Here is a 19,018-nt window from a genome sequence, read left to right as displayed (position 1 = left end):
CGCGCGCCCGGCGCTGGCCTAGCCGGAGAACGGCTCGAAGCTGACCACGGTCACCTTGATGTCGGCGCCGCTGGGCGCCGTGTAGGTGCAGGTCTGACCGGCCTTGCAGTCCAGGATCGCCTTGCCGAGCGCCGACTCGGGGCTGTAGACCGTCAGGTCGGTGGTGGACGCGATCTCCCGGGAGCCGAGCAGGAAGGTCTCGGTGTCGTCCTTGTCGTCGTCGAAGTAGATCGTGACGACCATGCCGGGCGCCACCGCGTCGACGGACGGCGCCTCGCCGACCTTGGCGGTCCGCAGCAGCTCCTGGAGGTAGCGGATGCGGCCCTCGGCCTTGCCCTGCTCCTCGCGGGCCGCGTGGTAGCCGCCGTTCTCCCGCAGGTCGCCCTCCTCGCGCCGCGCGTTGATCTCGGCGGCGATGACCGGCCGGTTCGCGATGTGCTCGTCGAGCTCGGCCTTCAGGCGGTCGTAAGCGTCCTGGGACAGCCAGGTGGCGGGCGCCTCGTTGCCGTTGGACACAGGCGATCTCCTCAGATGTGCGTGGCTGGCTGACAGGTGAACTTCCAAGTTACCAGTGCGGTACGACACGAGGTGTCGCCGATCACCACCGGTGCCCGATGCGGGCGCCGGTGCGCACCGTGGCCGCTCAGCTGGCGCTCAGCTGGCCGGTCGGCAGCGCAGCACCTCGCCGATGAAGGGCCGGCCGCTGGTCGCCAGGTGGTGCACCGTGCTGATCTGCCGCTCGCCGGGCGGGGCGGTCACGGTCACCTCCTCGCGGGCCACCTCGGCGCCGGCGCGGTCCCGGGCCCGCAGCACGCAGACCGCGGATCCGCCGTCCGGCACGGTCACCCGGAAGTTGACCAGCACCTGGGTGTCCGTGATGTCGGTGTACGTGATCACCTGGGCCTGGTAGTTCGGATCGCCGTACTGCCGGTAGAGCCGGAGCGCGACCAGCCCGAGCAGCGCCACCAGGACCACCGCCAGCAGCGCCGCCAGCAGCGGGCGGCGGCGGCCGGGCTGGCGGCGGCGGCCGTACCGCCCGGGCGGGAAGACGGGCGTGCCCGGGGGGATTGTGGCGTGCGTCTCGGTCACCGGCGGGTATCTCCTGGCGTTGTTGTCGGCGGTATCGGCAAGAATGAGAGTCCATCCTCCCGGCCCGGCTTCGCCACTCAAGGATGACACCTCGGTGCCGGCGGTCCTCGAGGCGGGGAGGATTTCGGCAGGTCAGCAGGCCAGCAGGTGGTCCCGGGGTCGGGGCCCGCCGCTGGGCACGAACGAGGAGCGCACGTTGGCAGAGCAACTGCGACTCATGGCCGTCCACGCCCACCCGGACGACGAGTCGAGCAAGGGCGCCGCGACCATGGCGAAGTACGTCGCCGAGGGGGTGGACGTCCTGGTCGTGACGTGCACCGGCGGTGAGCGCGGCAGCGTGCTCAACCCGAAGCTCGACCGGCCGGACGTCTGGGCCAACATCGGCGAGATCCGCCGCGCCGAGATGGACGCCGCCCGGGCGATCCTCGGCATCGAGCAGGCCTGGCTGGGCTTCGTCGACTCGGGGCTGCCCGAGGGCGACCCGCTGCCGCCGCTGCCCGAGGGCTGCTTCGCCCTGCAGGACGTCGAGGTGGCCGCCGGGCCGCTGGTGCGCCTGATGCGCGAGTTCCGTCCGCACGTCGTCACCACGTACGACGAGGAGGGCGGCTACCCGCACCCCGACCACATCATGTGCCACAAGGTCAGCGTGGCGGCCTTCGAGGCGGCCGGCGACCCGGAGCGCTACCCGGAACTCGGCGCGCCGTGGCAGCCGCTCAAGCTCTACTACGACGTCGGCTTCTCCAAGGGCAAGATCATGGCCCTGCACGAGGCGATGCTCGCCGCCGGCCTGGAGTCGCCCTACCAGGAGTGGCTGGAGCGCTGGGAGGACCGGCCCGACAAGGGCAGCCGGATCACCACCCGGGTCGAGTGCGCCGAATACTTCCCGGTCCGCGACGACGCCCTGCGCGCCCACGCCACCCAGGTCGACCCGGACGGCTTCTGGTTCCAGGTGCCGATGGAGCTCCAGCGCCGTGCCTGGCCCACCGAGGACTTCCAGCTCGCCCGGTCGATGGTCGACAGCCCGCTGCCCGAGTCGGACCTCTTCGCCGGCGTGCGCGAGACGGCGCATGCCCGCTGATCCGGCCCGGCGTTACGCTGGGTGCCAGTCGCACATCGGAGGAACGCCATGCTGACCGCTGCCCAGGTGCTCGCCCAGAACAACTTCGGGGACACCCGCACGGGTGGCCTGGCCGGCCCGATGGGCCTCCTCCTCATCCTGCTGCTGGGCACCGCCACCGTTCTGCTGATCCGCAACATGAACTCCCGGCTGCGCCGGCTGCCGGACCGGTTCCCCGGGCAGGCGCAGTCGGGCGAGCCGGGTCGGGCGGACGCCGCAGTCGCCGATCCGACAGACGGGACCGCCGCGCAGGATTCATCCGCGAACGCTCCCAACGGGCGTCAGCAGGAGCGCAACGGCTAGTCCCGGCATGATTCACGCCGAACCGGGTCGTCGCCCCCTGTTGCGGCCACCGGGTTTGGCTTAGCCTTCCGCCGGGGGGACCACGCGTCCCCGAGCCGTGCGCGGGAGGGGGCGCCGATGACCGTCACAGTCGCGGCCGCCCGCCGTACCCTCCGCCGGTGGACGGGAGGGGGTCGGTGACCTCCGATCGGGCCGGTACGGAGTTCGACCGGCTCGGGTTGCGCGACACGCCGCCACGGGTGCTCCTGCTCACCGCCGCGGTCGCGGTCACCGCGCTGGTCGCCGCCACGGTGGGGCTGACCCTGCCGGCCCGGCTGCCGGCCGATGACCCGCTCGGCGGCCCGGCCCGGTTCGGCGTCGCGGTCGCCGTCCTCGCCCTCGCCCAGCTGGCCCGCCTGCGGTTCCGCGCCGCCACCGGCATGGTCAGCATCACCTGGGGCGAGGCCGCGCTGATCATCTGCCTCTACCTGGTGCCGGGCGGCTGGCTGCCCGCGGCCACCCTGCTCGGCGCCGGGCTGGCCTGGTCGGTGATCTCGCTGTTCGGCGAACGTCGCAGCGCCCTCGAGGTGGTCCGCATCGCGGTGTCGCTCACCGCCGCCACCGCGCTCGCCGTGTCGGTCACCACCGCGCTGGGCCAGCCGCTGCTGGCCGCGCCGACCCCGGCGCTCGCCCTCGCCGTGGTCGCCGGCTCGGTCACCTACCTGTTCGCCAGCGCATGGCTGGGCGGGGTCACCCTGGCGCTGCGGCACGGGGTGCCGATCGGGCCGCCGCTGCTCGCCGCGCTCCGCGGCAAGCTGCTGATGTTCGTCGGCAACGTCGCCGTCGGCCTGACCGTGGTGACCCTGCTGGAACTCGACGCGCACTGGCTGCTGCTGCTCCCGCCGCCGCTCTGGCTGCTTCAGCAGACCTACCGGCACCGCCTCCGGGCCGACCAGGAGCGGCGTACCTGGCGGGCGTTCGCCGACGCCACCGCCGCGCTCAACCAGCTCGACGAGCGGGGGGTGGCCACCGCGGCGGTGACCGGCGCCGTGACCCTGTTCAACGCCGAGCTGGTCGACGTCGACGTGGCCCGGGGCGACGGACGGTGGCGCCGCTACCGGGCCGACGCCGCCGGCCAGGTGGTCGACCGCGAGGTCGGCCCGCCCGGGCGGGCCGAGCCCGACGAGCACGAGCTGGTCCGCACCCTGACCGTGGGCACCGCCCGGGTCGGCGAACTGCGGGTCCGGTTCCCCCGGTCGGCACCGCCGAGCGCCCGGGAACACGACGCGGTGGCCGCCTTCGGTGACGCTCTCGCCGCCGCGCTGCACGACGCCGCGACCCACCGGGAGCTGCGGCTGGTCACCGCCCGCTCGTCGTACGAGGCGGTGCACGACCAGCTCACCGGCCTGGTCAACCGGGCGGCCATGCTCAGCAAGGGCGACCAGGCGCTGCGGCAGCTCGCGCACGACCACCCGGTGGCCCTGCTGCTGCTGGACATCAACCAGTTCAAGGAGGTCAATGACACCCTCGGGCACGCGGCCGGCGACCAGCTGCTGCGGCTGACCGCCAGCCGGCTGGGCACCCTGGCCCGCTCCGGCGACCTGCTCGGGCGGCTCGGCGGCGACGAGTTCGCGCTGCTGCTCACCTCAGTCCCGGTGCTCGGCGGCCGGACGGCCCCGATGGCGTACGCGCTGCGCCAGGCCCGCGAGATCGCCGAGCGGCTGGCCGCGCCGACCGAGGTGGCCGGGGTGCGGATGTCCGTGGAGGTCTCCGTCGGGGTGGTGGTCGCCGACGCCGGCACCGCCGACCTGACCGAGCTGCTGCGCCGCGCCGACATCGCCATGTACCAGGCCAAGGAGGGCGGCGGCAACGTCGCCGCGTACGACTCGGCGCGGGACGCGGCCAGCACCGACCAGCTGGCCCTGCTGGCCGAGCTGCGCGAGGCGCTGGCCGCCGACGACCAGCTGGTGCTGGCGCTGCAGCCGGCGGTGGACCTGGCCAGCGGAGCGCCGACCGGGGTGGAGGCGCTGATCCGCTGGCGGCACCCGCGCCGCGGCTGGCTCGGCCCGCACGACTTCATCCGGCCGGTGGAGAACAGCGAGCAGCTGGGCACGTTCACCCGCTACGTGCTGGACAAGGCGCTCTCGGTGGCCGCCGGCTGGGCCCGCGAGGGGCTGGAGATCCCGATCTCGGTGAACCTCTCGGCGCGCAGCCTGCTCGACCCGCGGCTGCCCGCCGAGATCGCCGACGCGCTGCGCCGGCACCAGGTCCCGCCGCATCGGCTGGTCCTGGAGATCACCGAGACCGTGGTGATGAGCGAGCTCGAGGTGATCGACGAGGTGCTCGCCACCCTCCGGTCGATGGGCGTGCAGCTCGCGGTGGACGACTTCGGCACCGGCTTCTCCTCGCTCACCTTCCTCACCCGGATCGCCGTGGACGAGCTCAAGGTGGACCGGTCCTTCGTGATCCGGATGGCGGACTCCCCGGAGGCGGCGGCGATCGTCCGGACCACCGTCGGGCTCGCCCACGAGCTGGGGCTGCGGGTGGTCGCCGAGGGGGTGGAGACCGCCGAGCAGCGGATCGCCCTGGCCGAGCTGGGCTGCACCGCCGCCCAGGGCTACCACTTCTTCAAGCCGATGCCCGCCGACAAGATCGGCGCCGTGCTCGGCACGCTGCTCGACGAGGCCCGGCCCAACGTCTTCCCGCTGCGCGCCGACGACGCCTCCTGACCGACCGGCAGGTCGGGCGGCGGCTGGTTATGGTCGTCGGGTGAACCGACTCGCGGACGCCACCAGCCCGTACCTGCTCCAGCACGCCGACAACCCGGTCGACTGGTGGCCGTGGTGCGACGAGGCGTTCGCCGAGGCGAAGCGGCGGGACGTGCCGGTGCTCGTCTCGGTCGGCTACGCCGCCTGCCACTGGTGCCACGTGATGGCCCACGAGTCGTTCGAGAACGAGCAGGTCGGCGCGCTGATGAACGACGACTTCGTGTGCATCAAGGTGGACCGCGAGGAACGGCCGGACGTGGACGCGGTCTACATGACCGCCACCCAGGCGATGACCGGCCAGGGCGGCTGGCCGATGACCGTCTTCGCCACCCCGGACGGCACCCCGTTCTTCTGCGGCACCTACTACCCGCGGCCCAACTTCGTCCGGCTGTTGCAGTCGGTGGCCACCGCGTGGCGCGACCAGCGGGAGGCGGTGCTGCGCCAGGGCGCCGCGGTGGTCGAGGCGATCGGTGGCGCCCAGGCCGTGGGCGGGCCCACCGCGCCGCTGGACGCCGCGCTGCTCGACGCCGCGGCCGACCAGCTCGCCAAGGAGTACGACGAGACCAACGGCGGCTTCGGCGGCGCGCCGAAGTTCCCGCCGCACATGAACCTGCTGTTCCTGCTCCGGCACCATCAGCGCACCGGCTCGGAGCGCAGCCTGGAGATCGTCCGGCACACCTGCGAGGCGATGGCCCGGGGCGGCATCTACGACCAGCTCGCCGGCGGCTTCGCCCGCTACGCGGTGGACGGGCACTGGACCGTGCCGCACTTCGAGAAGATGCTCTACGACAACGCGCTGCTGCTGCGGGCGTACACCCAGTTGTGGCGGCTCACCGGGGACCGGCTGGCCCGGCGGGTGGCCCGGGACACCGCCCGGTTCCTCGCCGACGAGCTGCACCGGCCGGGGGAGGGCTTCGCGTCCGCTCTCGACGCCGACACCCAGGGCGTCGAGGGCCTGACGTACGTCTGGACCCCCGATCAGCTGGTGGCGGCGCTGGGCGAGGAGGACGGCCGGTGGGCGGCCGACCTGTTCGGCGTCACCCCGGAGGGGACGTTCGAGCACGGCACCAGCGTGCTCAAGCTGGCCCGCGACGTGGACGACGCCGACCCGGCGGTCCGGGCCCGCTGGCAGGGCGCCGTCGGCCGGCTGCTGACGGCACGGGACACCCGCCCGCAACCGGCCCGGGACGACAAGGTGGTGGCCGCCTGGAACGGCCTGGCGATCACCGCCATCGCCGAGTTCCAGCAGGTGGCCGCGCTCTACGCGAGCCCGGACGACGAGGACGCCAACCTGATGGAGGGCGTCGTCATCGTGACCGACGGCGCGATGCGCGACGCCGCCGAGCACCTGGCGAAGGTGCACGTCGTCGACGGTCGGCTGCGCCGGGTCTCCCGGGCAGGGGTGGTCGGTGAGCCGGTCGGGGTGCTGGAGGACTACGGCTGCGTCGCCGAGGCGTTCTGCGCCATGCACCAGCTCACCGGCGAGGGGCGCTGGCTGGAGCTGGCCGGTCGGCTGCTGGACGTCGCGCTGGAGCGGTTCGCCGCACCCGGTGGCGGCTTCTACGACACCGCCGACGACGCCGAGCGGCTGGTCACCCGGCCGGCGGACCCCACCGACAACGCCACCCCGTCCGGCCGGTCGGCGATCGTCGCCGCGCTGGTGGCGTACGCGGCGCTGACCGGTGAGCAGCGCTACCGGGAGGCGGCCGAGGCGGCGCTCGGCACCGTCGCGCCGATCGTCGGCCGGCACGCCCGGTTCACCGGGTACGCGGCCACCGCCGGCGAGGCGCTGCTCTCCGGGCCGTACGAGATCGCGGTGGTCACCGACGACCCGGCGGGGGACCCGCTGGTCGCGGCGGCGCACCGGCACGCTCCACCCGGGGCGGTGGTCGTGGCCGGCCGGGCCGACCAGCCGGGGGTGCCGCTGCTCGCCGACCGGACGATGGTCGACGGGCGGTCCACCGCGTACGTCTGCCGGGGTTTCGTCTGCGATCGCCCGGTCACCGGCGTGGACGACCTGATCGCCCAGCTCGCCGGCCGGTAGGGGCGGCGGCGGCCGGGCCGGATAGGCTGGCGCCGCTATGGATTCCCGTACCGGTCTGCCTGTTGTCGGCATGGTGGGCGGCGGCCAGCTGGCCCGGATGACCCACCAGTCCGCGATCGCCCTCGGCCAGTCGCTGCGCGTGCTGGCGCTCGCCCCCGACGACGGCGCCGCGCTGGTCGCCGCCGACGTCCAGTACGGCGACCACACCGACCTCGCCGCGCTGCGCACCTTCGCCAAGGGCTGTGACGTGGTCACCTTCGACCACGAGCACGTGCCGAACGAGCACATCCGCACCCTGGCGGCCGAGGGCGTGAAGCTCTTTCCGCCGGCCGAGGCGCTGCGGTACGCCCAGGACAAGCGAGCGATGCGCGAGCGGCTGACCGAGCTGGGCGCGCCCAACCCGGCCTGGCGGCCGGTCGGCGAGCCCGCCGACCTGGTCGGCTTCGGCGACGAGGTGGGCTGGCCGGTGGTGCTCAAGGCGGCCAGCGGCGGGTACGACGGCCGGGGCGTCTGGCTGGTCGACGGCCCGGCGCAGGCCGCCGAGCTGGCCGGCACCCTGCTGGCCGGCGGGACCCGGCTGATCGTCGAGGAGCGGGTGCCGCTGCGCCGCGAGCTGGCCGTGCAGGTGGCCCGCTCGCCGTTCGGGCAGGTCGCCGCGTACCCGGTGGTCGAGACGGTGCAGCGGGACGGGATCTGCGTCGAGGTGCTGGCCCCCGCGCCGGACCTGCCCGAGGAGTTGGCCGTCGCCGCCCAGCAGCTCGCCATCGACCTGGCCACCGCGCTCGGCGTGGTCGGGCTGCTCGCGGTCGAGCTGTTCGAGGTCGCCGACCCCGCCGGCCGGCCGGCGATCATGGTGAACGAGCTGGCCATGCGGCCGCACAACTCCGGCCACTGGACCATCGAGGGCGCCCGCACCTCACAGTTCGAGCAGCACCTGCGGGCGGTGCTCGACTACCCGATGGGCGACACCGCGCTGACCGCGCCGGTGGTGGTGATGGCGAACGTGCTCGGCGGCGAGCCGGGCGGGATGTCGATCGACGAGCGGCTGCACCACCTCTTCGCCGCCGAGCCGGGCGCGAAGGTGCACCTCTACGGCAAGCAGGTACGCCCCGGCCGCAAGATCGGGCACGTCACGCTGCTCGGCGACGATCTGGACGAGGTACGGGCGCGGGCCGCGCGGGCCGCCCGCTGGCTGCGGGAGGGTCGCGGTGAGCGCGAGGAGTGAGCTTGCGAGCCCCGCAGTCGCGAACGAAAGGCCGGCTCGGTGAGCGCGAGGAGTGAGCTTGCGAGCCCCGCAGTCGCGAACGAAAGGCCGGCTCGGTGAGCGCGAGGAGTGAGCTTGCGAGCCCCGCAGTCGCGAACGAAAGGCAGGCACGAGTGAGCACCGTCGGCTTGATCATGGGTAGCGACTCGGACTGGCCCACCATGAAGGCGGCCGCCGAGGTGCTGGCCGAGTTCGAGGTGCCCTACGAGGTCGAGGTCGTCTCGGCGCACCGCACCCCGGTCAAGATGATCGACTACGGCCGGGCCGCCGCCGACCGCGGCCTGAAGGTGATCATCGCCGGCGCGGGTGGCGCCGCGGCCCTGCCCGGCATGGTCGCCTCGGTCACCCCGCTGCCGGTGATCGGCGTCCCGGTGCCGCTGAAGCACCTGGACGGGATGGACTCGCTGCTCTCCATCGTGCAGATGCCGGCCGGCGTGCCGGTGGCCACCGTCTCGATCGGCAACGCCCGCAACGCCGGGCTGCTCGCCGTCCGGATCCTGGCCGCGGCCGATCGTGCCCTGCTCGACCGGATGTCGGCCTACCAGGCCGACCTGGAGCAGTTGGTGGCCGAGAAGGACGCCGCCCTCCGCGCCTCCCTGGCCTGACCCGCCGGAGCGCCCGCGGCGCTGCCCGCCCGGATCGGGTGCCGTGGGATCGGGTCGCCTGCCGGACCGGTGCCGGTCGACCGAGCTAGCCGGTCGGTGGGCCCGACGCGCGCGAGCCGTACGCCGGGCCGAACACCACCAGCAGCGCCAGGTCCTCGGTGACCTCCACGAACCGGTGCTCCTCGCCGGCGGGCACGAAGATGACCGAACCGGGGCCGACCTCGGCCGCGCCGCCCGGGGTCACGATCCGGGCCCGCCCGGCGGTGACCACGTAGATCTCGTCCTCGGTGTGCGGGCTCTGGTCGTCGACCCCGCCGGCCGGGATGCAGTACGTCCCCACCGACAGGTCCGGCACGCGCAGGTGCTCCACCCAGTCGTTGGCCGCCCCGGCGGGCGGCGTCCACACCCCGGCACCTTCGATGATCCGCACGGCCGGAGCCTAGCCAACCCGGACCCGGCCCGTGGTGCACGCGTCCGCGCCCGGCCCACCGTGCCCGGCCCACACGCCGTGCGCGCCGGCCCGGGCCGAGGCCCGCGGGGACCCTCCGGTTTCACCGCATGCCGCGCAGGGCGGTCTGCAACCGCTCCTGGGCGCGGCGGCGCCGCTCGTTGCTGGCGCCGAGCACCAGCAGCAGGATGCCGACCGGGATCAGCGCCAGCCACGGGCCGAACGCGAACAGCGCGTGGATCGCGGTGATCGCGGTGACCGTGGCGCCGACGATCACCGGGGCCTGCTGCTGGCTCATCGAGCCGAAGATCAGCACGGCCACCGCGCCGAGCAGCAGCAACACCTGTCGCAGCGTGCTGGAATCGGTGGCCAGCACGATCGCCAGGGTCGGCAGGAACGCGGCGACCAGCGCCGGCCCGTACGCCACCCAGCTGCTCAGGTCGGCGCGCTGCCGCAGCTCCAGGACGCCGACCAGCAGAGCCAGCGCCGCGAACGGCAGCGTGTACGCCTCGGGCAGCGCCACGTCGGCGACCCGCATCAGGATCCACCAGGCGCTGATCTCGCAGACCACCACCGCCCAGAACAGGATCCGCCGCTCCATCGGCCGGCGGCCCGGCCGGGTCGCCGCCACCCCGAGGACCGCACCCCAGGCTGCCAGCAGGGCGGCGATGTGCCGTGGCGAGTCGAAGGCCAGCGCCAGGGCGATCAGCGCGGCGGCGTGGCCGCTCCACTCCACGGTGGCCGCCTCGCGCTGCGCCTCGGGGCGGCGCAGCCGGGGCAGCGTGGCCGCGAAGACCTGCAACGCCGCCCCGACCGCCAGTACGCCGAACGCGGACCAGACCGCGGCCAGCCCGGCGACCAGGCCGGCGGTGAGCACGAAGAGCTGCGCCATCAGCGAGGCGAACAGCCAGCCGAGGATGCGGGCCCGCTGGTTGCTGCCGAAGAGCGCGGCGACCGTGCCGACCCCGACCGCGCCGCCGAGCGTGAACAGGGTCAGTTCCCGGGTGGCCAGACTGCCGGCCAGCCCGGCGCCACCGGCCGCCAGCCCGATGACGAAGACCAGCACCCGCGCCAGGCGTAGTGAGCGGGCCGGCTCGACCAGCGGCGGGGGCGGGGTCAGCGCCAGCCCGAGCATCGAGATGGTGAAGACGGAGAGCGCGGCGAGCGTGCTCGTCGGCCAGCCCATGCCGAGCGCGGTCGGGGTGATCAGCAGGGTGACCGCCGCGCCGGGCAGCACCACCGGCACCGCCCGGGACCGGCGGCCACCGCTGAAGCCGGTGGCGGCCAGCGCCGCGGTCGCGGTCAGCAGCAGCGCGGTGAGCACGTGCGCCGGGTCGACCGCGCCGGGCGGCGGGTCGAGCAGCCCCGGCGGGGGTCCCTGCCACACCCGGGTTACGGTGGCCTGCGGCTCGACCAGCGCCACGACCAGCGCCGGCATGATCGACACCAGCGCGAGCGCGGTCGGCAGGGCGGCCGCGGCGAGGGCGCCGGCCGCCGGGCTGACCCGCCAGCGGCGCCGGCCGTCGTCCTCCGGCAACCGCCGTAGCGCGCCGTCGAGCAGCACCGACCAGCGCCGTACCGGCTGGGCCGAGCCGACCGGTGGCTCGGTGGCCCCGCGGACCAGTTCGGCCAGCACCCCGAGCAGGGCCGCGGCGGCGGCGTACACGCCCACCGGCAGGCCACTGGGGACGGCGGCCAGGGCGCTGACGGTGGCGCCGCCGACCGCCGCCGCGCTGGTCCACGGCAGATACTGCGGAACCTGCCGGCGCACCGCGGCCACCCCGGCGAGGCCGAGGCTGGACGCGGCCAGCGCGGCGGTCAGCACCACCTGCGGCGAGCGGCCGAACTCGGCGGCCAACGCGGCGACCGCACCGGGCAGCGCGAGCACCGCCGCGCCGGCCGCCGCGCCCCCGATCTGGGCCAGGTACGGCGGCATCCCGTCGGCGTCGATGTCCGGCACCAGCGGCTCGGCGAGCGACCTGGCCAGCGCCGCCACCACGACACCGATCAGCGCGATGCTGCCCAGCGCCAGCGCGGTGGTCCACGGCCGGACCAGCCCGGCGCCGGCCGCGTGCAGGGCCACCACCCCGGCCACGGTGGCCCGGGACAGCGCGGCGCGCGGGTCGACCGAGGCCACCGCCGCCATCCCGAAGACCGTGGCGACCATGCCCCCGACCAGCACCGGTGACCACCACGGCAGGTCGAACGCGGCCGGGGCGCCGATGGTGGCGAGCACGGCCGTCACCCCGGACACGTCGTACCGCCAGGGCGACGGCAGGAGGATCGCGGCGGCGACGCCGAGCAGCGCCAGCGCGACCGGGGCCTGCCAGGTCGCGCCGCCGGTCGGCGCGGCCGGCCAGCCGCTCAGGTCACCGGCCCAGATCGGACCGGGGGTGGCCAGGACGCCCACTCCGCCGCGCAGCGCCATCCAGCCGGCGAGCACCCCGATCAGCGTCCCGCCGAGGGCGATCCCGAGCACCGGCCCGCGCCGCCACTCCGTCGGCATCGCCCGGGCGGCGACCGCCACCACCAGCACCAGCGCGGCGGCCACCGCGAGCTGGCCGCCCGGGGCGAGCACGGCGGCCACCCGGACCAGGGTGGCGATCAGGGCGGCGGTCACCGCGGCCGCCGCGAGGTCGGACCCGTCGAGGGTGAGGTCGGAGCGCCGACCCGCGTCGATCGACGGGGCCAGGAAGAGCAGCACCGCGGCGACCAGCAGCAGCGCGCCCACCCAGGCGTCGGCGACGGTCGCGCCGGGCGCGCCGAACGCGGCCGCGGTGACGACCAGCGCACCGAGCCCGGTGCCGACCGCCAGCGGGACCGGGATCTGCCGCTGCGAGACCTGCACGATGGCGGCGTACCCGAGGGTGACGCAGACCGCGAGGAAGGCGGCCGCGAGCACCGGGACGGTCACCTCGCGCAGACTGGCCGGGGTGGGGGTCGGGCCGCTGGGCACGGTCGCGGCGACGAAGGCCGCCACCGCCCCGGGCAGCGCGAACACCGCACCGCCGGCGGCCCAGGCGGAGAGGGTCTCGGTCGCCGCCGGGGCGAGCCGGACCCGGGGCGCCACCGCCACCAGGACGCCGGCCGCGAAGAGGGTGAGCAGCACCGCGGTGGTCAGCGCCGGCCGGGCCAGCGCGGCGCCCGCGCCGAACAGGCCCACCCCGGCGGCGGTGAGCGCGTGGGCCAGCGCGGCCCGTTCCGTGCGGGCGGAGACGCCGGCCACGCCGATGCCGACCGCGGCCAGCACCATCGGCCAGGGCGCCACCGTCCAGTCGAGCCCGAAGGAGGCCGGGACGGCGAGCGCGGTCAGCGCCGCGCCGACCACCGCGAACTCCCGGCGGATCTCCGGCGGCAGGGCCAGCACCGCGGCGACGGTGAGCAGGAAGGCGCTCGCGGCGAGCTGCCACGCGGCCGGGCCGACCGCCGCGGCCAGTTCGGCCGGGTGGCGGTCGAGGTCGGCGGCCCAGGCCGGCAGCGCGGCGCGGACCGGGGCCACGCCGGCCCGCAGGGCGCCGCCGGCCACCACCACGCCGCTGACCGTCAGCGCCACCGCGGAGGCGAACTGCGGGCCCCGCCGCGCCGCCTCCGGCACCGCGCGGACGGCCAACCCGGTCACCGTGATCACCGCCGCGATCAGCAGCAGCGACCGGCCGGGCAACGCCACCGAGGCGACCCGGCCCAGCGCCCCGATCACGGCGAGGGTGAGGATGCCGGCGCCGACGTCCGGCAGCGGCGGCCGGCGCAGCGCGATCGTCCCGGCCAGCGCCACTGTGGCGGCCAGCAGCAGCACCGCGCCCGCACCGACCGCGGTGGGCACGGCCTGCGCGCGCAGCAGGGCGGTGACCGCGTACGCGAGGGCGACCACGACCGCGACGCCGTGCAACAGCCAGGTCAGCTCGCGCAGCCACGGCACCGGACGGGTCGGTGCGGCGTCCGGGCCGGTCGGGGTGGTGCCGGTGAGCACCTCACCGGACTCCTCCGGGGCGCCCTCCGGCCGGCCCTCGGGCTGCCGCTGCCGGGGCGCCGTCGGGGCGCCGGCCGGCCCAGCCTCGGCCGGTTCGCTCGGCTCGGTCGGTTCGGTCGGGGCGGGCGGCGGGAGGTCGCGGCGTACCGGCCGCTCCACGGTGACGGCGGTGCGGGCCAGCCAGAGGTCGAGGACGGCCACCGCGGTCAGCGCCAGCGCCCAGCCGGCCGGTCCGGTGATCCGGTCGTACGCGAACAGCGGCAGCACCGGCTGGGCGGCGAGCACGGTGGCGAACCGCGGGGCGCGCAGGCCGGTCCAGTTGGCGTAGCCGAAGGCGACGCCGGCGGTGACCGCGAAGACCAGCCCGGCGAAGACCGCCCCCGAGGCGCCGCTGCCGCCGATCCGGTCGACCGCCCAGAGCGCGTACCCGGCCAGCGGCACCAGCAGCAGTCCCACCGCGGCGATGGTCTCGGCGGTGGAGGTGAGCCCCCGGCGGGCCAGCGCGGGCGGGGCGAGCAGCATCAGCACCGTGGCGAGCAGCAGGATGCCCAGCCGGCCCAGCGCGTCCATCGAACTGGTCGCCACCGCGGCGAAGACCACCGCGGCCACCCCGAGCAGCAGCGCGCCCAAGCCGAGCGGGATGTTCTGCACCTCCCGGGAGGACGCCTCCGGCGGGTGCTCCGGGTCGTCGGCGTCGAGCCAGGTGGCGGTCGACAGAGGCGGCTCCGGGTCGTCCGGGCCGGGCGGCGGGGTGCCCTGCCGGGGCACCCGGGGCGGGGCGCCGGTGGTGGCGGTGGGTGGCCGGCGACCGGGCCGGCGGCGCAGCACCCGGCGGGGCCGGGTGGCCTGCTTGAGCCGTTCCTCACCGGCGTGCGCGAGGATGTCCCGCTGAAAGAGCGCGGCCTGCATCTTGGCGGCGATCTGCCGCTGCTCGCTGGCGATGGCGGCCTCGCGGGCCTTCATCTCCGCGATGGAACGCTCGATCTCGGCCAGGTGCTCGATCCACTGTGGCTGCTCGGCCCCGCAGTGCGGGCAGCGGACAGCCGGCTTGATCTCCCGGCCGCACGAGGAGCACTGAAACGTCGCCACGACACCCCTCCACCCGCACTGTGGACTTCCACTGTCGCAGCATGCCCAATGCCGGCGCGGAATTCGACCGTTGACGGCGGGTCCCGGCAAACCAATGACGCGGCCGGCCGCGGAGCACGCTCCGCGGCCGGCCGTCGGTGTCAGGGGAAGGGAGAACCCGTCAGGGGCGGCCCATGCCGCGGTACTCCCAGCCGGCCTGTGTCCACAGGGTGGAGTCGAGGCAGTTGCGGCCGTCGACGACCTTCCGGCCGGCGGCCAGTTCGCCGAGGGCGACCGGGTCGGCGTTGCGGAAGTCGGCCCACTCGGTGAGCACGCAGATCAGATCGGCCCCGGTGACGGCGTCGTTCATGCTGGCCTCGTAGGTCAGCTCGGGCGCCACCCGGCGGGCGTTCTCGGTGCCCTGCGGGTCGTAGACGTGCACGTCGGCGCCGGCCTTGCGGAGCAGCGCGGCGACGGCCAGCGCGGGCGCGTCGCGCACGTCGTCGGTGTTGGGCTTGAAGGTCGCGCCCAGCACGGCGATCCGGGTGCCGGACAGGTCGGGACCGGCCGGCCCGGAGCGGCGACCGAGCAGCTCCGCGGCGAGCTGGAGGACCCGGGTCCGGCGGCGCAGGTTGATCAGGTCGACCTCGTGCAGGAAGCGCAGCGCCTCGCCGGCGCCCAGCTCCTGGGCGCGGGCCTGGAACGCCCGGATGTCCTTGGGCAGGCAGGCGCCGCCGAAGCCGAGGCCGGCCTGGAGGAACCGGTTGCCGATCCGCGGGTCGTAGCCGATGGCCCGGGCGAGCTGGGTGACGTCGCCGCCGGAGGCCTCGCAGACCTCGGCCATCGCGTTGATGAACGAGATCTTGGTGGCCAGGAAGGCGTTCGCGGCGACCTTGACCAGCTCGGCGGTGGCGAAGTCGGTGACCACCAGGGGCACCTCGCGGTCCTCGTTGGCGGCCAGGTCGAAGACGCCCTTGTGGGCGGCGTAGAGCATGCCGTTGGCCCACTCGCTCTTGACCCCGACCACGATCCGGTTGGGGCGCAGCACGTCGTCGACGGCGAAGCCCTCCTGGAGGAACTCGGGGCTCCACGCCACCTCGACGCCGAGGTCGGCCGGGGTGTGCTTGCCGACCAGCTGCTCGACCCACTCGGCGGTGCCGACCGGGACGGTGGACTTGCCGACGATCAGCGCCTTGCGGGTCAGGTGCTGGGCGAGGCTGGTCACCGACGCCTCGACGTACGACAGGTCGGCGCCCATGCCGTCGGCCCGCTGCGGGGTGCCGACGCAGATGAAGTGCACGTCACCGAAGTCGGCGGTCTCGGCGATGTCGGTGCTGAACCGCAGCCGACCGGCGGCCAGGTTGCGCTTGAGCAGTTCGTCCAGGCCGGGCTCGTGGATCGGCACCTCGCCCGCGTTCAGCTTGGCGATCTTGTCCGCGTCGACGTCGAAGCCGAGCACCTCGTAACCGAGTTCGGCGTAACAGATGGCGTACGTCGCGCCGAGGTAGCCGGTGCCCAGGAAGGTGACCCGCGGCCGGGGTGCGCCCGAGGGGGGCGTCACCGCGGCGATGGCGGGTACCGGCTGGATGTTCGGGTACGGGATCGTCACGCCTGTCTTCTCCGCTCGCACTGGCGGCGCGTCGTCGCGTCGCGTTCTGCCGCTGCGGCGCCTGGGCCGGGCACCAGAGGGACTCTATGCCTGTCTGTTCCATCATCGCCGGCGGCGTGGGCGCTCCGTCAGGTCCAAGCCTACGCGGCGGTAACATCAGCTGAACCGGTCGCTATCCTTCAGTCTGCGCCGTCGGGCGATCAGGTGACGTTACCGACTGCGCATGATAGCCGTGAAGGGGAGGGGCCGACATGGCCGCAGAGGAGTCGTTCGACGTCTACCGGTTGCCGGAGGAGCACCAGGCGATCCGGGAGGCGGTCCGTGAGGTCTGTGCGGCCAAGGTGGCGCCGCACGCCGCCGAGGCGGACGAGACCGGTGAGTTCCCGAAGGCGTCGTACGACGCGCTGCGGGCCGCGGACTTCCACGCCCCGCACATCCCCGTCGAGTACGGCGGCGCCGGCGCGGACGCCCTGGCCACCGCGATCGTGATCGAGGAGGTGGCCCGCGCCTGCGCCTCCTCCTCGCTGATCCCCGCGGTGAACAAGCTCGGCACCATGCCGCTGCTGCTGGCCGGTTCCGACGAGCTCAAGCGCCGCTACCTGACGAAGGTCGCCTCCGGTGACGCGATGTTCTCGTACTGCCTCTCGGAGCCGGAGGCGGGCAGCGACGCGGCTTCGATGACCACCCGCGCGGTCCGCGACGGCGACCACTGGGTGCTCAACGGCGTGAAGCGCTGGATCACCAACGCCGGGGTGTCCGAGTACTACACCGTCTTCGCGGTGACCGACCCCGCCGCCCGCTCCCGGGGCATCTCCGCCTTCGTGGTCGAGAAGTCCGACTCCGGGGTCAGCTTCGGCGCGCCGGAGAAGAAGCTGGGTATCAAGGGCTCGCCGACCCGCGAGGTCTACCTGGACAACGTGCGGATCCCGGCGGACCGGATGATCGGCGCGGAGGGCACCGGCTTCGCCACCGCGATGAAGACCCTGGACCACACCCGGGTCACCATCGCCGCCCAGGCGGTCGGCATCGCGCAGGGCGCGCTGGACTACGCCAAGGGGTACGTGCAGGAGCGCAAGCAGTTCGGCAAGCCGGTCGCCGACTTCCAGGGCGTGCAGTTCATGCTCGCCGACATGGGCATGAAGCTGGAGGCGGCGCGGCAGCTCACGTACGCCGCGGCCGGCCGGTCCGAGCGCGGCGACGCCGACCTGACCTACTTCGGCGCGGCGGCCAAGTGCTTCGCCTCCGACGCGGCCATGGAGATCACCACCGACGCGGTGCAGCTGCTCGGCGGTTACGGCTACACCCGGGACTACCCGGTGGAGCGGATGATGCGGGACGCCAAGATCACCCAGATCTACGAGGGCACCAACCAGGTGCAGCGCATCGTGATGGCCCGCCAGCTGCTCAAGGGCCTGGCCTGACGGGTCGCCGCGGCGGACCGACCCGGTCCGCAGGCGGGTACGGCGGATCATGGGCGGGCCGGTCACCCGGCCCGCCCGTCCGTCACTTGATCTCGGTGGTGGTGTCCTCCGCGCGGCTGGTCGAGCGGGGCGGTGCCGACCAGGGCGACTCGCCACCGGTGCGGCGGGGCAGCGGTTCGGGCGGCGTGGGATCGGGGTAGCCCAGGGTGAGCGGGGGAGTGTCCCGGTCCGACGTGCCCGACGACGACCAGTCGGTCAGCGTGAAGTCCTGCCCGGCCGGCCCGGCGGCCGGGGCCGGCTCGGTCGCCGACTCCGGCCACTGCCGCCAGCGGTGCCCGCTGAACACCGCCACGATCAGCAGCAGGCCGATCAGGAACAGGGTGCCGTTCTCCACCGGCAGGCGCAGGGGGAGCGGATCACCGAAGGCCTTCCAGTCGTCCGGGATGCGGTTGCGCACCTGGAACGGCGCGACGAACAGCCCCACGTACGGGATGGCCAGCAGCAGCCCGGCCACCAGCGGGCCGAGCGGTGAGATGCGCAGCGTGCCGAGCAGACCCAGCAGGATCCCGCCGACCGCGAGGTAGACGGCCGGCTCGATGAGGTTGGCCGTGTTGAAGGTGCCGATCTCCACCCAGCGGTCGACGGTGCCGGCCGACCCGTCCTGCCCGAGGGCGACCAGCACCCACGTGACGGGTGCCACCACCAACCCGGCGAGGAAGCTCCAGAGATGTCGCATCCGCGCACCGTACCGTTTCCGACATGACAGAGCACCCCTCCGCCGCACCGTCGGGCAAGCCGACGTCGTACTCCCGGGTCACGCTGAGCCGGATCATGACCGCCGTCGACGTGAACCTCTACGGGACCGTGCACGGCGGCGTGCTGATGAAGTTCGTCGACGACGTGGCCGGCGCCGCGGCGGCCCGGCACAGCGGCGGCACGGCGGTCACCGCCGCGATCGACGAGATCGTCTTCTCCGAGGCGGTCCGGGTGGGTGACCTGGTGCACGCCCACGCCCAGGTCAACTGGACCGGGCAGACCTCGATGGAGGTGGGCGTGCGGGTGGTGGCCGAGCGCTGGGACTCGGCCGAGGACGAACCGGTCGGGGTGGCCACCGCCTACCTGGTCTTCGTCGGGGTGGACGTGGGCGGGACGCCGCGCCCGGTGCGCCCGGTGCTGCCGGAGACCCCGGAGGACGAGCGCCGGTTCCGCGAGGCGGAGATCCGCCGCGCGCACCGGCTGGCCCGCCGCCGCGCCATCCAGGCCCACCGGGCCGGCTGAGCCGCCGGATCCACACAACCGCGCGGTGCGGCATGTGGCCCGGCCACGCGCCCTGGAC

General features: G+C 74.7%; 14 protein-coding genes. 8 read left to right on the top strand and 6 right to left on the bottom strand.

Annotated features, from left to right (window positions below):
* Nucleotides 1-18: 18 nt before the first annotated feature.
* Together greA and GA0070609_RS24435 are read right to left on the bottom strand one after the other, a co-directional pair.
* Nucleotides 19-516, bottom strand: coding sequence for a transcription elongation factor GreA (gene greA, locus GA0070609_RS24440; RefSeq protein WP_088995949.1), 498 nt, complete (start codon nucleotides 514-516; stop codon nucleotides 19-21).
* Between the two features lie 138 nt (nucleotides 517-654).
* Nucleotides 655-1,089, bottom strand: coding sequence for a DUF4307 domain-containing protein (locus GA0070609_RS24435; RefSeq protein ID WP_088995948.1), 435 nt, complete (start codon nucleotides 1,087-1,089; stop codon nucleotides 655-657).
* Between the two features lie 196 nt (nucleotides 1,090-1,285).
* Here GA0070609_RS24435 and mca point away from each other — a divergent pair, with 196 nt between their 5' ends.
* The 6 genes from mca (at nucleotide 1,286) to purE (ending at nucleotide 9,169) form a co-directional block, all read left to right on the top strand.
* Nucleotides 1,286-2,167 (top strand): mycothiol conjugate amidase Mca, encoded by an 882-nt coding sequence (gene mca / locus GA0070609_RS24430; RefSeq protein WP_088995947.1) that lies wholly within the window; start codon nucleotides 1,286-1,288, stop codon nucleotides 2,165-2,167.
* Nucleotides 2,168-2,215: 48 nt separating this feature from the next.
* Nucleotides 2,216-2,509: a hypothetical protein gene (locus GA0070609_RS24425; RefSeq protein ID WP_088995946.1), complete on the top strand. Its 294-nt coding sequence runs from the start codon at nucleotides 2,216-2,218 to the stop codon at nucleotides 2,507-2,509.
* Between the two features lie 218 nt (nucleotides 2,510-2,727).
* Complete coding sequence (locus tag GA0070609_RS24420) at nucleotides 2,728-5,217, top strand: putative bifunctional diguanylate cyclase/phosphodiesterase (RefSeq protein ID WP_231928918.1); 2,490 nt, start codon at nucleotides 2,728-2,730, stop codon at nucleotides 5,215-5,217.
* A gap of 40 nt (nucleotides 5,218-5,257) precedes the next feature.
* Nucleotides 5,258-7,300: a thioredoxin domain-containing protein gene (locus GA0070609_RS24415; RefSeq protein ID WP_088995944.1), complete on the top strand. Its 2,043-nt coding sequence runs from the start codon at nucleotides 5,258-5,260 to the stop codon at nucleotides 7,298-7,300.
* A gap of 37 nt (nucleotides 7,301-7,337) precedes the next feature.
* Complete coding sequence (locus tag GA0070609_RS24410; RefSeq protein WP_088995943.1) at nucleotides 7,338-8,525, top strand: 5-(carboxyamino)imidazole ribonucleotide synthase; 1,188 nt, start codon at nucleotides 7,338-7,340, stop codon at nucleotides 8,523-8,525.
* A gap of 152 nt (nucleotides 8,526-8,677) precedes the next feature.
* Nucleotides 8,678-9,169: a 5-(carboxyamino)imidazole ribonucleotide mutase gene (purE, locus tag GA0070609_RS24405; RefSeq protein WP_088995942.1), complete on the top strand. Its 492-nt coding sequence runs from the start codon at nucleotides 8,678-8,680 to the stop codon at nucleotides 9,167-9,169.
* An 85-nt stretch (nucleotides 9,170-9,254) separates the two neighbouring features.
* Here purE and GA0070609_RS24400 read toward each other — a convergent pair whose 3' ends face one another.
* From GA0070609_RS24400 to GA0070609_RS24390, 3 genes are all read right to left on the bottom strand, one after another.
* Entirely contained in the window at nucleotides 9,255-9,599 is a 345-nt protein-coding gene (locus GA0070609_RS24400; RefSeq protein ID WP_088995941.1) for a cupin domain-containing protein, read from the bottom strand.
* A gap of 121 nt (nucleotides 9,600-9,720) precedes the next feature.
* Complete coding sequence (locus GA0070609_RS24395) at nucleotides 9,721-14,673, bottom strand: SCO7613 C-terminal domain-containing membrane protein (RefSeq protein ID WP_088995940.1); 4,953 nt, start codon at nucleotides 14,671-14,673, stop codon at nucleotides 9,721-9,723.
* 160 nt (nucleotides 14,674-14,833) lie between these two features.
* Nucleotides 14,834-16,261: a UDP-glucose dehydrogenase family protein gene (locus GA0070609_RS24390; RefSeq protein ID WP_088995939.1), complete on the bottom strand. Its 1,428-nt coding sequence runs from the start codon at nucleotides 16,259-16,261 to the stop codon at nucleotides 14,834-14,836.
* 251 nt (nucleotides 16,262-16,512) lie between these two features.
* On the opposite strand from GA0070609_RS24390, the gene GA0070609_RS24385 reads away from it, so the two are divergent.
* Nucleotides 16,513-17,682: an acyl-CoA dehydrogenase family protein gene (locus GA0070609_RS24385; RefSeq protein WP_088995938.1), complete on the top strand. Its 1,170-nt coding sequence runs from the start codon at nucleotides 16,513-16,515 to the stop codon at nucleotides 17,680-17,682.
* Nucleotides 17,683-17,764: 82 nt separating this feature from the next.
* On the opposite strand, the gene GA0070609_RS24380 is transcribed toward GA0070609_RS24385, so the two are convergent.
* Nucleotides 17,765-18,418 carry a hypothetical protein gene (locus tag GA0070609_RS24380; protein WP_088995937.1) on the bottom strand — a complete coding sequence of 218 codons (654 nt, stop codon included), beginning with the start codon at nucleotides 18,416-18,418 and terminating at the stop codon, nucleotides 17,765-17,767.
* Nucleotides 18,419-18,441: 23 nt separating this feature from the next.
* Here GA0070609_RS24380 and GA0070609_RS24375 point away from each other — a divergent pair, with 23 nt between their 5' ends.
* Complete coding sequence (locus tag GA0070609_RS24375) at nucleotides 18,442-18,960, top strand: acyl-CoA thioesterase (protein ID WP_088995936.1); 519 nt, start codon at nucleotides 18,442-18,444, stop codon at nucleotides 18,958-18,960.
* Nucleotides 18,961-19,018 lie beyond the last annotated feature (58 nt).

It is taken from the genome of Micromonospora echinaurantiaca (assembly GCF_900090235.1).
Lineage (GTDB): Bacteria > Actinomycetota > Actinomycetes > Mycobacteriales > Micromonosporaceae > Micromonospora > Micromonospora echinaurantiaca.
This window is presented reverse-complemented; position numbering and strand designations above follow the sequence as displayed.